Origin of the sequence: Streptomyces sp. NPDC047081 (assembly GCF_040643775.1) — a bacterium.
Lineage (GTDB): Bacteria > Actinomycetota > Actinomycetes > Streptomycetales > Streptomycetaceae > Streptomyces.
In genome coordinates, this window is sequence record NZ_JBEYUY010000016.1 from 91,298 (window position 1) to 105,742 (window position 14,445).

The window sequence follows — 14,445 nt, forward strand, 5'->3', positions numbered from 1 at the left end:
TCGCTAGCGTGCCACGTCATGAGCATGCATCGACGCAAGGTGAGCGGCAGAAACAAGGTCATCGGCGGGGTCGTCGCGGCGGCCGTGGTGGGCGGTGGCGCGGTCCTCCTCACCGGCACCGCTCAGGCGGCCGGGATCGGGGCCGCGTACACGAAGACCAGCGACTGGTCCACGGGTTACACCGCGCAGTACGTCGTGACCAACAACAGCGGCGCGACGGAGAAGGACTGGAAGCTGGAGTTCGACCTCCCGTCGGGCGACAGGCTCAGTTCGCTGTGGAACGCGGAGTCGGCGGTCAGCGGGCAGCACGTCACCGTGACCTCGGCGAAGTGGGACACGGACGGCCTGGCGCCGGGTGAGTCGGTCACCGTCGGCTTCGTCGTCAACGGCACGGCGGATCCGACCGGTTGTCTCGTCGACGGGGCGAAGTGTTCCACGGACGGCAGCGCCACGCCGGAGCCGAGCGGTCGCCCGACCGTGTCCGCCACCCCCACCACCACGCCGACGGCCACCCCGACTCCCACCCCCACCGCCACGGCGACCGCCTCCCCGTCCCAGAGCTCCGGCACCGGCACGACCGCGAGCGCCGGCTTCGCCCCGTACGTCGACACCTCGCTCTACCCGGCCTTCGATCTGCTCGCGAGCGCCGACGCGACCGGCGTGAAGAACTACAACCTCGCCTTCGTCACCGACGGCGGCGGCTGCACCCCCAAGTGGGGCGGGGTGACCGACCTCGGGAGTGACGGCGTGGCGTCCCAGATCGGCGCGCTGCGTGCCAAGGGCGGCGACGTCCGGGTCTCCTTCGGCGGCGCGTCCGGTTCGGAACTCGCGACGACCTGCTCCTCGGCGGACGCGCTGGCGACGGCGTACGGCAAGGTCGTGGACGCGTACAAGCTCACCAAGGTCGACTTCGACGTCGAGGGCGGCGCGCTGCCCAACACCACGGCGAACACCAACCGCGCCAAGGCGATAGCCAAGCTCCAGGCGGCCCACCCCGGCCTGGACGTCTCCTTCACCCTCCCGGTCATGCCCGAGGGCCTCACCCAGGACGGCGTGAACCTGCTGTCCAACGCCAAGGCCAACGGCGTGAACATCAACACCGTCAACATCATGGCGATGGACTACGGCGCCTCGTACAGCGGCGACATGGGCACGTACGCCGAGCAGGCCGCCACCGCCACGCAGGCCCAGGTCAAGAGCGTGCTCGGGCTCTCCGACGCCGCCGCCTGGAAGGCGGTCGCGGTCACGCCGATGATCGGCGTCAACGACGTCGCGTCCGAGATCTTCAAGGTCGACGACGCCTCCCAGCTGGTGAGCTTCGCCAAGTCCAAGGGCCTCGGCTGGCTGTCCATGTGGTCGGCGACCCGCGACAAGCAGTGCGACGGCGGCGCGAAGAACTTCGCCGACGCGACGTGCAGCTCGATCGTCCAGGACAAGTACGCGTTCTCGAAGGCGTTCGGGGCGTTCAACTAGCCCGACCGCCTCAACTGGCCAACACAACACGGGGGTCGACGCGCCCCGGCCGGGACTTCCCCCCATCCGGCCGGGGCGCGCAGGCGTATATGGACAGGCGCATACGGAGCTGTACGGCGGTCAGAAGGGCCCGGGCCCTCCGAAGCCCCCGAACCCGAAGCCGCCCGGTCCGCCCGGACCGCCGGGACCCGGCCCGTGATGGTGGAAGCCGTCGAAGAGCGCGTCCGCCAGCAGCATCCCGCCGACGCCCGCCGCGCCCGCCACCAGCGCCGTCTTCCACCAGGGCTGGCTGTACCAGCCGCCGGGCACGGTACGGCCGCCGACCACACCGCCCGGGTAGTAGTACGGGTTCGCCGCACCGGGCTGCGCGGACGCCGTGTACGTCTGGCCGCCGACCGTGACCTGGCCACCGCCCAGGCCCGTCGTCGGCAGGGCCGGGCCGGGGTCGAGGCCCAGTGCGGTGCGGGCGGTGCGGACATGGTGCAGGCCCTCGACCGCGGTCTGGGTGACCAGCGCGTACTGGGCGGGGGAGTAGGCGGTGGCGAGCTGGCCCTGGGCGGCCCGGTGCCGTTCACCCGCGTCCGCGAGGGCCTGCCGGGCGGCCTGACTGCCACCCGCGTCCAGCGTCGACAGACTCCCGCCGAGCAGCTCCACCCAACGGTGCGCCTCGGCACCGGCGTCCGCGGCGGCGTCGTACGACTGCTGCGTGGGACTGCCGCCGAACCCTGAACCGGGCGGCGAACTCGCCCCGCCCGCCTGCCGTTTGCCCACGAACGCGACCACGCCGCCGATGACCAGCGCCAGCAGGACCAGCGCGATGAAACCCATGACGTCCTCCCGAGACCTGCGGGCTGCTCGTCTCCTCCGTCCCGCACCCCTCATGAGACGCCCCGCCGCTGAGAGGCCTCTGATCCCCTGCTGAGCGATCCCTGTGAGTCCGGGGCGCGGCGTCCCCCTCGGCCGCCGCGCCCCGCCCCCCGTCCATGGACCCCCGTTACGGAGCCGTCTCCACCGGAGGCAGCGTGCCCGTTCGGGCCGCTTCGCCGTACCAGTGGGCGCTCGACTTCGGGGTGCGGGTCAGGGTCGCGTAGTCGACGTAGATCGCGCCGAAGCGCTTCTCGTAGCCGTACGCCCACTCGAAGTTGTCCAGCAGGGACCACAGGTAGTAGCCGCGCACATCCGCGCCGTCGGTGATCGCGCGCCGCACCGCCGAAAGGTGGCCGTGCAGATAAGCGATGCGCTCCGGGTCGTGGACGCGGCCGTCCGGGTCGGGCTTGTCGTCGTAGGCCGCACCGTTCTCCGTGATGTAGAGGGGCAGGCCGGGGGCCTCCCTCGTGTAGCGCATGATCAGGTCGTGCAGGCCGGTCGGGTCGATCGTCCAGCCCATCTCCGTGCGCTCGCCCGGCGTCTGGTGGAAGGCGACGTCGTCGGCGCCCGGCCAGGGAGTGTGCTCGCTCGCGCCGTGGCCGTCGGTGCGCGGGCCGGCCGGCTGGGTGTCCGCCGCCGAAACCAGCGACGGCGTGTAGTAGTTGAGGCCGAGCGCGTCCAACGGCTGGTGGATCGCCCGCAGATCGCCGTCGAGGACGTACGACCAGTCGGTCACCAACTCCGTCGCGGCGAACAGGGATTCCGGGTACGCCCCGTGCAGCATCGGACCGTGGAAGACGCCGTTGGCCAGGTCGTCGATCTTCCGGGCCGCCGCCAGGTCCGCCGGGTCGCTGGGCGAAAGCGGCCTGACCACCGCCGAGTTGAGGCTGATCGCCACCGAGTTGCGGGCCGGCATCACCGACCGCAGCGCCGAAGCCCCGAGCCCGTGCGCCAGGTTGAGGTGGTGGGCCGCTCGCAGCGAGGCCTCCGGGTCCGTGCGGCCGGGCGCGTGCACCCCGGAGCCGTACCCCAGAAAGGCGCTGCACCACGGCTCGTTGAGCGTGATCCACTGCTCCACCCGGTCGCCCAGCGCCTCACCGACGATCTGCGCGTACTCGGCGAACCGAAGCGCCGTGTCCCGCTCCGGCCAGCCGCCCGCGTCCTCCAACTCCTGCGGCAGGTCCCAGTGGTAGAGGGTCACGGCCGGCTTGATGCCGTGCTCCAGCAGCTCGTCCACCAGCCGCCGGTAGAAGTCCAGGCCCACCTGCACGGCAGGACCCCGGCCGGTCGGCTGCACCCGCGACCAGGAGATCGAGAAGCGGTACGCCGACAGGCCCAGGTCGGCCATCAGCGCCACGTCCTCGCGGTAGCGGTGGTAGTGGTCGACAGCGATGTCACCGTGCTCGCCGCCGGCCGTCCTGCCCGGCGTGTGGCTGAAGGTGTCCCAGATCGAGGGCGTACGGCCGTCCTCCCGCACCGCCCCCTCGATCTGGTACGCGGAGGTCGCGGCGCCCCAGAGGAAGGCGGGGGGAAAGGTCACCGGGGTGGCCGGCTGTGCGGAGTCAGGCATGGAAGCGCTCCCATAAATGGTCGTTCAGACCGAAGAGTTCGAAACGGGGTCGTTGGAGTGTCAGCCCTTGATCGCGCCCTGCATGATGCCGCCCACGATCTGCTTCCCGAACAGGATGAAGGCGATCAGCAGCGGCAGCGTGCCGAGCAGCGCGCCCGCCATGATCACGGCCTGGTCGGGGACATAGCCGGTGCCGAGCGAGTTCAGGGCGACCTGCACGGTCGGGTTCTGCTGGTTCAGGGCGATGATCGGCCACAGGAAGTCGTTCCAGGCGAACACGAAGGTCAGCAGCCCCAGCACGGCCATCGCCGGCCGCGCCGCCGGGAAGACCACGTGCCACACCACCCGCAGACTGCTCGCGCCGTCCACCCGGGCCGCCTCGATCAGCTCGGTGGGCAGCGCCTGCACCAGGTACTGCCGCATGAAGAACGTACCGAAGGCGCTGACCAGGGTGGGCAGGATGACCGTCTGCAGCTGGTTGGACCAGCCGAGGTCCGACATCCACAAGTACAGCGGTACGACGGCCAGTTGCGGCGGGATCATCATCGTGCCGATGGTCAGCAGCAGCAGGGTGCTCGAGAACCTGAACCGCAGCTTGGCGAAGGCGAACCCGGCGAGCGTGGAGAACACGACCGTGCCGATGGTGATGGTCCCGGCGACGATCGTGGAGTTGACCATCGCGGTGCCGAGCCCGGCCTGGTCCCACGCGGCCTGCAGGTTCTTGAACAGGTTCGCGCCGAACCACAGCGGCGGCGGTGACTGCGCGAGCCGCTCGTTGTTGCGCGACGCCGCGATGGCCGTCCAGACCAGCGGGGCCAGCGAGATCAGCGCGAAGACCGTCAGAACGACATAGGTGACCGGACCCGCGTGCATCTGCTTGCCCGCGCCCATCACCCGGCGCGTCCGTCGCGGTTGCTTACGGACCTGAGGAACCGTCAGTTCACTGGTGGTCATTGGGACTTCCTCAACCGTCGGGTGATCAGCAGGTTGACCGCGGCGACGATCAGCAGGATCAGGAACATCGTCCAGGCGATCGCGGAGGCCTTGCCGAGGTTGCCGATGCCCCAGCCCTGGTCGTACATGTACAGGCCGAGCGTCTGGTACTGGTGCGCGGAGCCGCCCTTGGAGCCGCTGACCCCGCCGAACAGGAGCGGCTCACCGAACAGCTGCGTCGCGCCGATCGTGGAGACGACCACGGTGAACAGGATCGTCGGCCGCAGCATCGGGATCGTCACATGGCGGAACTGCTGCCAGCGGCCCGCGCCGTCGATCGCCGCCGACTCGTACAGATCGGAGGGGATCGCCTGCATCGCCGCGAGGTAGATCAGCGCGTTGTAGCCCGTCCACCGCCAGATCACGATCGAGGAGACGGCGAACTGCCCGCCCCAGTCGGACTCGCGCCAGTTGATCGGGTCGACCCCCACGAAGTGGAGCAGCCAGTTGACCATGCCGCCGTCCCACGAGTACAGCAGCGTGAAGACCAGCGTCGCCGCCGCCACCGAGGTGGCGTACGGGGTGAGCATCACGACCCGCCACAGGGTCGAGCCGCGCAGCCGGTAGTTGAGCAGATGCGCGATCCCGATCGCCATCAGCAGCTGCGGCACCGTGGAGATCACGCCGATGGTGAAGGTGTTCTCCAGGGCGTTCCAGAAGAACTCCGAGGACAGCAGGTTCTTGTAGTTGTCCAGGCCGGCCCAGGTCTGGTGGTCCAGGCCGGACAGCTGCACGTTGTGCAGCGAATACCAGGCCGTGTAGAGGAGCGGTACGAGCCCGAAGGCCCCGAAGATGACGAAGAAGGGGGCGATGAACGCGTACGGGGACGCCTTCATGTCCCAGCGGTACAGCCTGCTGCGCCACGATTCGGGGCCGGGCGGCGGCGTACCGCGACCGTGAGCGCCCCGGGCCGCGCCCGGCGGGGTGCCGGGCGCGGCCTCGGCGCTCGACGCGGGATGCGCGAGTGCCTGCTTGGAGCTGCTCACTGGCCGAGCACGTCCTTGACTTCCGCGGTGGCCGCGTCCCAGCCCTGGGCGGGCGTCTTGCCCTTCTGCTCGACCTGGAGGATGCCGACGTCCGTGATCGCGGTGTTGATCGGCTGGTCCTTGATGCCGAAGTACTGGACCGGGATGGTCTTGGCCGAGTCGGCGAAGATCTGGGTGATCGGCGCGTTGGAGAAGTAGGCCGTGGTGTCGGCGGCCGGCTTCAGGTTCGCGTACGCCGACGGGGTCGACGGGAAGCTGGCCTGCTTGGCGAAGACCTTGGCCTGCTGCTCGGGCGCGGTCAGCCACTTGGCCAGGGCGACGGCCTCCTTCTGGTGCTTGCTCGCCGTCGGCACGCCGAGGAAGGAGCCGCCCCAGTTGGACGCGGTCGGCGCGGCCGCCACGTCCCAGTTGCCCTTGCCGGAGGCACCGGACTTCTGCTCGATGTAGCCGATCATCCAGGCCGGGCAGGCGACCGTCGCGAAGGAGGCCTTGGCGTAGCCCTGGTCCCAGGTCGGGTCGAACTGCTTCAGCTTGGCCGACATGTTGCTGGTCGCCACCGACATCGCGACGTCCCAGGCCTTCTTCACGCCGTCGGACTTGTCCCAGATGACGTTGCCGTCCTTGTCGTAGTACCGCTCGGTGCCGCCGCCGAGCGCCGCGTTGTACACGGACGAGGCCGAGTCCACGAACTTGGTGCCCTTCGGCGCCTTCTTCATGTACTCCTTGCCGACGTCGACGTACTTCGCCCAGTCGCCCTTCCACTCCGCGGCGAGCTTGGTGCGGTCGGTCTCCAGACCGGCCTTCGCGAAGAGGTCCTTGCGGTAGCAGATCGCCATGGGGCCGACGTCGGTCCCCAGTCCGATGAGCTTCCCGTCCTCCGTCGTGGCCTGGGCGTTCTTCCAGTCCAGCCACTGCGACTTGTCGACGTCCTTGCCGAGGTCGACGAACTTGCTGCCCTGCGTCTGCACGGCCTCGGTGATGTTGCCGACCTCGATGGCCTGGATGTCGTCGGTGCCGGAGCCGGCCTGCAGCCGGGTCAGCACCTTGGGCCAGTACACGTCGGTACGGGTGGTGACGTTCTCCTTGATGCTGATGTCGGGGTGCAGCTTCATGTACTCGTCGTAGAGGCCGGCCTGCTTGTAGCCGAACACACCGAAGGTGCCGATGGTCAACGTGGTCTTGCCGCTGCCACCGCCGTCGTTCGAGTTCGACGAGCCGTCGTCCGAGTCCTTGGAGCAGCCGGCCAGCAGCCCCGTAGTCAGCGCGGCGACGGCCGCCAGGGCCATCAGCCGGCGGGACCGTCGGGTACTCGTGCCCATTTGCGTCCTCCTGTTGCCTGACGTGCCGACCCCCCGGCCAACTGCATTGGTGGCGCCCGTTCGTACTCGCTGCGGCTCGGGCGGGGAACGTGCGGGATGTGTATGTGTCAGGTACTGTGGGAGCGCTCCCACAAGTGATGTGTTGAAGGTTCGCCGGTTCGGGCGGGGGTGTCAAGGGAGTCGACGTGGCGAGATGCGTTCAGTTATCGGGCCGTTAAGTGGACTTGACGGGTCCGGTGTCGGCAAGCGTTTTCAGCCGGTCCGGCGTACGAGGACGTGGCCCTTCGGGGCCGAAGCGGCGGTCTGGGGGGTGGCAGCCCCCGGGGACGTTCACTGATCCCACAGGACTGTTAGATTCCAGGCCAACACTGGTCTGACGGCGAAGGGCGGAGCCAATGGCGCGGAGCCGGAGCGGGGGGCGGCCCACCCTCGAAGAGGTGGCCGCGCGGGCCGGTGTCGGGCGCGGCACGGTCTCCCGGGTGATCAACGGGTCGCCGCGGGTCAGTGACGCGACCCGCGCGGCGGTGGAGGCGGCCGTCGCCGAGCTCGGCTACGTGCCCAACACCGCGGCCCGTGCCCTCGCCGCCAACCGCACGGACGCGATCGCGCTGGTCGTGCCCGAGCCGGAGACGCGGTTCTTCGCGGAGCCGTACTTCTCGGACATGCTCAAGGGTGTCGGGGCCGAACTCTCCGACACCGAGATGCAGTTGCTGCTGATCTTCGCGGGCAGCGACCGGGAGCGGCGCCGCCTCGCGCAGTACCTGGCCGCGCACCGCGTGGACGGCGTACTCCTCGTCTCGGTCCACGCCGACGACCCGCTGCCCGACCTCCTCGCCCAGCTGGAGATCCCGGCGGTGATCAGCGGTCCCCGTTCCGCGGGGGAGACGCTGACCTCGGTCGACTCCGACAACTACGGCGGCGGCCGGTCCGCCGTGGAGCACCTGCTGTCCCGGGACCGGCGCAAGATCGCCCACATCACCGGCCGCCTCGACGTGTACGGCGCCCAGCGCCGCGTCGACGGCTACCGCGACGCGCTGCGCGACGGGGGCCACGAGGTGGACGAGAGCCTGATCGAGGCGGGCGACTTCACGGAGGAGGGCGGCCGCCGGGCGATGACCAGGCTGCTGACTCGCTGCCCCGACCTGGACGCGGTCTTCGCCGGCTCGGACGTGATGGCGGCGGGTGCCCGCCAGGTGCTGCGCGAGGAGGGCCGCCGTATCCCCGACGACGTGGCCCTGGTCGGCTACGACGACTCGGCCATCGCCCGCCACATGGACCCGCCCCTCACCAGCGTCCGCCAGCCCATCGAGGAAATGGGCCGCCGCATGATCGACCTTCTCCTGGAGGAGATCGCGGACCGCAGGCCGGCGGTGTCGCGGGGGCTGGAGCGGCGGCAGGTGGTGCTGGCGACGGACCTGGTGGAGCGGACGTCGTCCTGAAGTCCGAAGTCCATGACTCCCCACCCCCTGCTGGCAGTTGACGAGCTCCCCGCCGTCGAGGCCCGTCTACGGACGGTGGGGGAGGTGTTCCGGTCCTTCCGTGAACAGGACTCGGGCTGTGTGTCGTACGGCGTCCAACTCCCGGACGGCGAGCGCTGGTTCGTCAAGGAGGCCACGACGGATGCCGCCCAGCGCTCCCTGGAACGGGCCTGGGCCTTCCACCGGGCGGTACGGCATCCGGCGATCGTCCCCCAGCTGCACCGGATCGTCGTGGCGGACAGCGGCCGTATCGCGGTGGTGATGCCCTGGCGCGAGGGCGAGCTCCTCTACCACCCCGGCGCACGCGCCCGCTTCCGCGCCCTCCCCGTCCCGCGCGTCCTCCGCGCCCTGGACCGGATCCTCGACGCCCACCTGGCGGTGGAGGCCGCGGGCCAGGTCGCCGTGGACCTTTACGACGGCGCCTTCCTCTACGACTTCGACCGCGGCGACCTGCACCTCATCGACCTCGACGAGTACCGCCCCGGCCCCTTCGTCCTGACCGACGACCGTCTCCCCGGCTCCCGGCGCTTCATGGCGCCGGAGGAGCGGCGGCGTGGGGCGGTCATCGACATTCGTACGACGGTGTACGTCCTGTGCCGTGCGGTCCGGCTGCTTCTGGACGTGGGCGACGGGGAGGACGCCTGGCGGGGTACGGCGGCGCAACTGGCCGTCGTGGAGCGGGGAACCCGGGTCGATCCGGGTGAACGGTACCCGGGCGTGAGGGAGTTGGTGGAGGCGTGGCGTTCAGCGGGGTAGGGCCAGGCGCCAGCGGCGCTCGCCGTCCTGCTCCTCGTCCGTCGGCTCCAGGCCCGCCGCCCGGGCGACCGCGGTGGACGCCGTGTGGTCGGGGTGAATGTGCGCGACGACGGTGTGGATGCCGGGGCGTGCCGTCAGCCAGGTGACGAGTGCGCCGGCCGCTTCGGAGGCGAGGCCGCGGCCCTGCCACGGGGTGCCGACGACCCAGGCGATCTCGGCGGTGGGCGGGGTGACGGTGGCCTGGACCGTGCCCACGAGGTGGGACTCCTGGTGCAGGCGCAGGACCCAGTTGAGCCAGGTGACGGCGGGGTCGGGGGAACCGGCCACCAGGCGTTCGTAGCGGGTGCGCAGGGCCTCGGGGGTGGTGGGGGCGCCGCCGATGAAGGTGTGCAGGGCCGGGTCGGAGAGTACGGCGGCCATCTCGGCGGCGTGTTCGACGCGGAGGGGGAGGAGGTCGAGGCGCGCGGTGCGGATCACGTCGGCGGTGTGCGCGTGCGTACCCATACGGCCCCCGGAAAGACAGTCAGCCGGTGACCCGTTGCTTTCGGGTCACCGGCTGAGTGATCAGGGTGAGTGACGGGACTCGAACCCGCGACATCCTGGACCACAACCAGGTGCTCTACCAGCTGAGCTACACCCACCACGACCGGAGGTTTGACTTTGTGGTTTCCCCGACCGGCCGAGAAAAAGTGTACAGGGTCCGAAGGGGTGCTCGCGCACGGCTTTCGCGGGCCCCCTCCCCGGGGCCCCGCCGCCCCTACTGAGCAGGCAGGACGTGCTTCGCGGCGATCGTCCTCGCGGTGTCCGAATCGGGGCCCGGCTGCGGTACGAAGATGGACTCGCGGTAGTAGCGCAGCTCGGCGATCGACTCGCGGATGTCGGCGAGGGCGCGGTGGTTGCCGTTCTTCTCGGGGCTGTTGAAGTAGGCGCGCGGGTACCAGCGGCGGGCCAGCTCCTTGACCGAGGAGACGTCGACGATGCGGTAGTGGAGGTAGCCCTCCAGCGCCGCCATGTCCCGGGCCAGGAAGCCGCGGTCGGTGCCGACGGAGTTGCCGCACAGAGGGGCCTTGCCGGGTTCCTTCACGTGCTCGCGGACGTAGGAGAGCACCTGCTCCTCCGCCTCCGTGAGCGTCGTGCCGCCCGCGAGCTCGTCCAGCAGGCCGGACGCGGTGTGCATCTGGCGGACCACCTCCGGCATCGTCTCCAGGGCCCTGGCCGGCGGACGGATGACGATGTCGACGCCTTCGCCGAGGATGTTCAGCTCGGAGTCGGTGACGAGGGCGGCCACCTCGATGAGCGCGTCGTCGGACAGCGAGAGGCCGGTCATCTCGCAGTCGATCCACACCATGCGATCGTTCATGCGACCACCCTAAAGCTGGCGCTCGCTTTTGGGGTCCCCGCGGGCTCGTCCTCGAACGCCGGACGGGCTGAAAAGCAAGTGCCCGACCGGCGTCCAGGACGTTCCGTCAGCTCATGTACCGCTGCGCTGGCCCGGCAGGGTCGCCCTGCCGGTGACGTACATCTCGCGGCCGTTCTCCACCGACGCCGTCGCGGCCGTCGACAGTGACGCGCCGGAGCCCACCGCGCTCGCCGCCGCACGCCTGCTCTGCAGCGGGACGGGGCCCTCCGGGTGCAGGGCGGGGCCCGGTAGCGCGGGTCCCGTCGGTCCCTCCGCGTCCGTCGGCTTGTCGCCCTGGGGGCGGCGGGCCCGGTACGCGGCGCGGTAGGCGGCGGGCGACGAACCCAGCTGGCGGCGGAAGTGCCCGCGCAGCGCCACCGGTGAGCGGAAGCCGCAGCGGCCCGCGACCTCGTCCACCGAGTAGTCCGACGTCTCCAGGAGACGCTGGGCCTGGAGGACGCGTTGCGTGATCAGCCACTGGAGCGGGCCGAACCCGTCAGCGAGCGGAAGCGGCGGTCGAAGGTGCGGCGGCTCATGTACGCGCGTGCCGCCAGCGTCTCGACGTCGAACTGCTCGTGCAGGTGCTCCAGCGCCCAGGCGACGACCTCGGCGAGCGGGTCGGCGCCGATCTCCTCTGGTAAAGAGCGGTCCAGGTAGCGCTCCTGGCCTCCTGTCCGGCGCGGCGGGACGACCAGGCGGCGGGCCAGCGCGCCGGCCGCCTCGTTGCCGTGGTCCGTCCGCACGATGTGCAGACAGAGGTCGATTCCGGCCGCCGTACCGGCCGAAGTCAGTACGTCTCCGTCGTCGACGAAGAGTTCTCTCGGATCCACGTGCACCGACGGATAGCGCTTGGCCAGCGTCGGCGCGTACATCCAGTGCGTGGTCGCGGGACGGCCGTCCAGCAGGCCGGCCGCCGCGAGGACGAAGGCGCCCGTGCACAGCCCGACGATGCGGGCGCCCTCCTCGTGCGCCCGGCGCAGTGCGTCGAGCGCCTCCTCCGGCGGCGGTGAAGTGATCGAGCGCCAGGCCGGTACGACGACCGTGCCCGCGCGTGAGATCGCTTCCAGGCCATGCGGCGCGGTGAGTTCCAGGCCCCCTGTGGTCCGCAGTGGGCCTTCCTCGCCGCCGCACACCAGCAGTCGGTAGCGCGGCACGCCGGCGTCCTGGCGGTCGATCCCGAACACCGACAGCGGTATGGAACTCTCGAAGATGGGGCCGCCGCTGAACAGCAGCACCGCGACGATCTCCTTGCGGCGTCGCCCGGAAAGCTTCCGGGCCGCGGCTTCCGGCGCGGCAGTGGAGTCGTGGCTCATACTGCTAAGCCCCCCTCGGTGGTCGCGGCTCCTCGGTTGTGTCGCTCCTGCACGTTTCCCCTCGGTCCTGCACGAGTCCCCCGCCGTAAGACGTCAAGATCGAATCTACTGTGTCCCGTGGTGCCGGGGTGACCCAGTTCGGGAACCGGCACATTGTCGACATGGCAACTTGGCGTGAAGCATTCGATCACGAAGCGTTGCACTCGTGGGCCGTGCAGGGAAGTGCGCCTCGTCGCAGTGGCCAATCCACGTAGGGTGCACGGGGCCCGTTGACCCCTGTCCGTGCAGGTCGAACGGGGGTTGGGGGGTGGTGCGGGGCGGAGATGCGCCAGGTCCGGAAGTTGGCTGAAAAGCGTCGGAGGCGTGCATCGAAACCGGTCAGCCGACCGGTGTATTTCCCCCAGTGTGACGTCCGCCTCTGTGTGCGCCCGTACCCGTTCTGTGACGGCGGCCCCGGTGCGGGGCGCTCTCCTCGGCCGGCGGTCCGGCCGCACCGCGCTCGGACTGCCGCAGCAGCAGCCTGCACACGGCCGTCACGGCGGCCAGGCCGAGCGCGGTGCCGGCGGTGCCGGCGAGCGAGGTGCCGTACCAGAGGAGGACCACCGGAACCAGGACGCAGCTGAAGGCCGCCCAGCGGACGACGTCGGTCGCCGAGTCCTGGGTCGGGTTGGCCGTGCGGGGGGAGTCGGGGGTGGGGTGCGGTCCGGACATGCGTGCTCCCTGGGGCTGGGTCACGGGGTTCAACGCGTGTTCGACCCGTCGGTCACTGTGCGCGGGGCCCCGGACGGCCCCGGGTAAGTGAATCCTGTGCAAACCGCCTGTACAGCGCAGCAACCATTGCGTTACGGGCGTCCCCTCGTGCATGCTCCCTGGAACCCCCACCACCCGTGGGCAGGATCTGGGCTAAGGAGGCGTGCCGCCGTACCCTTGGGGGTATGGGCGTGGGAAGACCATTCCCGGACACAGCTCCGCCGCACCGCTGCAGTCGTCAGCGAGCTCAGCTCGCGGGCCCTCCCACAAAGGATCACAACGCCGAGACAGCCATGGCCGGTCACGAATTCTTCGAACCCGCGGACCGCAAGCGGCCCGTCGCCGATCCCACGGCGGGCGAGCCCCTGGCGGCGGAAGAGCCACGTCATTCCTGCGATCCAGCCTTCAAGCACGGTGTCGTCGTCGGCTTCGACGGCTCCACCTCCAGTGAGCGCGCCCTTGCTTACGCCATCGGCATGGCCTGCCGCTCCGGTTCGGGCCTGATCATCGTCCATGTCGCCAACCGGCTGCCCACCACGGTGTGGGCGGGCTGCGAGCCGCCGGTCTTCGTGGACGTGCCGGACCACCGCACCGAGGTGCTCGGGCTCGAACTCGCCTGCGCGGACTACCTGTCGGAGGTGCCCTGGATCCTCGTCGAGCGCGGCGGCGACATCTGCCACGAACTCGAAGAGGTCGGGCGGGAGTACGAGGCCGACGCGATCGTCGTCGGGTCCACGCACGGCATCGTGGGGCGGATCTTCGGCTCCGTCGCGGGGCGGCTCGCCAAGCGCGCCAAGCGCCCTGTCGTTGTCATTCCGTAGTCATTCCGTAACTCCCTGTTCCTGTGTGCAGAGGTGTTTGTGCCCTTGTGAAGGGCATATATCGGTCACCGCACAACTGCACATGCATGAAGGGAGCCCCGCCGTGGACAACGACGTCTCCGCGGGAAGCGGGACCACCACCGTGGTCGGCCGACTCGCCCTGGGAATCACCCTGTTGGCGTTCGGACTCGGAAACACCGACGTGATCAACGGCGTATCGGCCGCTGACGCCGTCTCACTGGCCCACTATGTAGGCGGCGTTGCGCTCTTCGTCGCCGGTCTGTTCGCGTTCCGTGACGGTGACTCCGTCAACGGTACGGCGTTCTCGGCGCTGGGTGCGCTCTGGTTCACCTGGGCCGTCACTGCGGGTGGCTCCGCCAATGCGGCAGGGCTGTTCCTGTTGCTCTTCGCTCTCGTGACCCTTTCGCTCACCCTCGCCGGTGGGGACCAACTCACGCAGGGCACCTACGGGTTGTTCTTCGTCTCCCTCGTGCTGCTCGCCATCGCGGAGTTCGGGACGAGCGGTTCGCTGACCAAGGTGGGCGGCTGGTTCGCGGTCGCGGCAGGGGCGGTTGCCTGGTACGCGGCTACTGCGGCGCTGGCGCACTGGCCGACGGTTCTGCCGAGGCGCGCTGCCGGCCGGGGGGTGACGGCCACCGGCTAATTGGCAGCCGACGTTGGGGTATTGGGCGGCCCCGGCGTTTGAATGGCCCCCCGCGT

At 70.2% G+C, this 14,445-nt stretch carries 13 protein-coding genes, 1 tRNA gene and 1 pseudogene; 5 read left to right on the forward strand and 10 right to left on the reverse strand.

Annotation, left to right across the window (positions count from 1 at the left end; all coding sequences use genetic code 11):
- The first annotated feature begins 18 nt into the window (after positions 1–18).
- On the forward strand, positions 19–1,473 hold the full coding sequence (locus ABZ848_RS28290; RefSeq protein WP_360836375.1) for a cellulose binding domain-containing protein: 1,455 nt from the start codon (positions 19–21) through the stop codon (positions 1,471–1,473).
- Between the two features lie 120 nt (positions 1,474–1,593).
- On the opposite strand, the gene ABZ848_RS28295 is transcribed toward ABZ848_RS28290, so the two are convergent.
- The 5 genes from ABZ848_RS28295 to ABZ848_RS28315 all read right to left on the reverse strand — a co-directional run bounded on the left by ABZ848_RS28295 (position 1,594) and on the right by ABZ848_RS28315 (position 7,208).
- Entirely contained in the window at positions 1,594–2,301 is a 708-nt protein-coding gene (locus ABZ848_RS28295) for a hypothetical protein (RefSeq protein WP_360836377.1), read from the reverse strand.
- 166 nt (positions 2,302–2,467) lie between these two features.
- Positions 2,468–3,910 (reverse strand): GH1 family beta-glucosidase, encoded by a 1,443-nt coding sequence (locus ABZ848_RS28300; RefSeq protein ID WP_360836378.1) that lies wholly within the window; start codon positions 3,908–3,910, stop codon positions 2,468–2,470.
- A 60-nt stretch (positions 3,911–3,970) separates the two neighbouring features.
- A complete protein-coding gene (locus ABZ848_RS28305) occupies positions 3,971–4,864 on the reverse strand; it encodes a carbohydrate ABC transporter permease (RefSeq protein WP_360836380.1) in 894 nt (297 codons plus the stop codon).
- A complete protein-coding gene (locus ABZ848_RS28310) occupies positions 4,861–5,889 on the reverse strand; it encodes a sugar ABC transporter permease (RefSeq protein ID WP_360836381.1) in 1,029 nt (342 codons plus the stop codon). The genes ABZ848_RS28305 and ABZ848_RS28310 overlap by 4 nt, the downstream gene beginning before the upstream one ends.
- Positions 5,886–7,208, reverse strand: coding sequence for an ABC transporter substrate-binding protein (locus ABZ848_RS28315; RefSeq protein WP_360836383.1), 1,323 nt, complete (start codon positions 7,206–7,208; stop codon positions 5,886–5,888). The genes ABZ848_RS28310 and ABZ848_RS28315 overlap by 4 nt, the downstream gene beginning before the upstream one ends.
- Before the next feature lie 395 nt (positions 7,209–7,603).
- Here ABZ848_RS28315 and ABZ848_RS28320 point away from each other — a divergent pair, with 395 nt between their 5' ends.
- Both ABZ848_RS28320 and ABZ848_RS28325 read left to right on the forward strand, forming a co-directional pair.
- On the forward strand, positions 7,604–8,647 hold the full coding sequence (locus tag ABZ848_RS28320; protein ID WP_360836384.1) for a LacI family DNA-binding transcriptional regulator: 1,044 nt from the start codon (positions 7,604–7,606) through the stop codon (positions 8,645–8,647).
- A gap of 12 nt (positions 8,648–8,659) precedes the next feature.
- Complete coding sequence (locus tag ABZ848_RS28325; RefSeq protein WP_360836386.1) at positions 8,660–9,442, forward strand: serine/threonine protein kinase; 783 nt, start codon at positions 8,660–8,662, stop codon at positions 9,440–9,442.
- Here ABZ848_RS28325 and ABZ848_RS28330 read toward each other — a convergent pair.
- The 5 genes and pseudogenes from ABZ848_RS28330 to ABZ848_RS28350 all read right to left on the reverse strand — a co-directional run bounded on the left by ABZ848_RS28330 (position 9,431) and on the right by ABZ848_RS28350 (position 12,865).
- The gene (locus tag ABZ848_RS28330) at positions 9,431–9,946 is read right to left on the reverse strand and encodes a GNAT family N-acetyltransferase (protein ID WP_360836388.1); all 516 of its coding nucleotides are present in this window, start codon (positions 9,944–9,946) and stop codon (positions 9,431–9,433) included. The genes ABZ848_RS28325 and ABZ848_RS28330 overlap by 12 nt on opposite strands.
- Positions 9,947–10,010: 64 nt before the next feature.
- A tRNA-His gene (locus tag ABZ848_RS28335) sits at positions 10,011–10,083 on the reverse strand.
- A 116-nt stretch (positions 10,084–10,199) separates the two neighbouring features.
- Positions 10,200–10,802: an oligoribonuclease gene (gene orn, locus ABZ848_RS28340; RefSeq protein ID WP_360836389.1), complete on the reverse strand. Its 603-nt coding sequence runs from the start codon at positions 10,800–10,802 to the stop codon at positions 10,200–10,202.
- A gap of 111 nt (positions 10,803–10,913) precedes the next feature.
- Positions 10,914–12,154, reverse strand: a pseudogene (locus ABZ848_RS28345) (helix-turn-helix domain-containing protein).
- A gap of 378 nt (positions 12,155–12,532) precedes the next feature.
- Positions 12,533–12,865, reverse strand: a complete 333-nt coding sequence (locus ABZ848_RS28350; protein ID WP_360836390.1) for a hypothetical protein — start codon at positions 12,863–12,865, stop codon at positions 12,533–12,535.
- Between the two features lie 332 nt (positions 12,866–13,197).
- Between ABZ848_RS28350 and ABZ848_RS28355 the strand changes: the two genes are divergently transcribed.
- The gene (locus ABZ848_RS28355) at positions 13,198–13,725 is read left to right on the forward strand and encodes a universal stress protein (RefSeq protein WP_360836392.1); all 528 of its coding nucleotides are present in this window, start codon (positions 13,198–13,200) and stop codon (positions 13,723–13,725) included.
- 103 nt (positions 13,726–13,828) lie between these two features.
- Positions 13,829–14,389, forward strand: coding sequence for a GPR1/FUN34/YaaH family transporter (locus tag ABZ848_RS28360; protein WP_360836393.1), 561 nt, complete (start codon positions 13,829–13,831; stop codon positions 14,387–14,389).
- Positions 14,390–14,445: the final 56 nt, after the last annotated feature.

What these genes read in the sequence shown, in the direction of transcription:
- ABZ848_RS28355 (WP_360836392.1), top strand. Translation starts at nt 13,198, where the DNA reads ATGGCCGGTCACGAATTCTTCGAACCCGCGGACCGCAAGCGGCCCGTC.
- ABZ848_RS28295 (WP_360836377.1), bottom strand. Translation starts at nt 2,301, where the DNA reads ATGGGTTTCATCGCGCTGGTCCTGCTGGCGCTGGTCATCGGCGGCGTG.
- orn (WP_360836389.1), bottom strand. Translation starts at nt 10,802, where the DNA reads ATGAACGATCGCATGGTGTGGATCGACTGCGAGATGACCGGCCTCTCG.
- ABZ848_RS28325 (WP_360836386.1), top strand. Translation starts at nt 8,660, where the DNA reads ATGACTCCCCACCCCCTGCTGGCAGTTGACGAGCTCCCCGCCGTCGAG.
- ABZ848_RS28290 (WP_360836375.1), top strand. Translation starts at nt 19, where the DNA reads ATGAGCATGCATCGACGCAAGGTGAGCGGCAGAAACAAGGTCATCGGC.
- ABZ848_RS28315 (WP_360836383.1), bottom strand. Translation starts at nt 7,208, where the DNA reads ATGGGCACGAGTACCCGACGGTCCCGCCGGCTGATGGCCCTGGCGGCC.
- ABZ848_RS28320 (WP_360836384.1), top strand. Translation starts at nt 7,604, where the DNA reads ATGGCGCGGAGCCGGAGCGGGGGGCGGCCCACCCTCGAAGAGGTGGCC.
- ABZ848_RS28300 (WP_360836378.1), bottom strand. Translation starts at nt 3,910, where the DNA reads ATGCCTGACTCCGCACAGCCGGCCACCCCGGTGACCTTTCCCCCCGCC.
- ABZ848_RS28350 (WP_360836390.1), bottom strand. Translation starts at nt 12,865, where the DNA reads ATGTCCGGACCGCACCCCACCCCCGACTCCCCCCGCACGGCCAACCCG.
- ABZ848_RS28330 (WP_360836388.1), bottom strand. Translation starts at nt 9,946, where the DNA reads ATGGGTACGCACGCGCACACCGCCGACGTGATCCGCACCGCGCGCCTC.
- ABZ848_RS28305 (WP_360836380.1), bottom strand. Translation starts at nt 4,864, where the DNA reads ATGACCACCAGTGAACTGACGGTTCCTCAGGTCCGTAAGCAACCGCGA.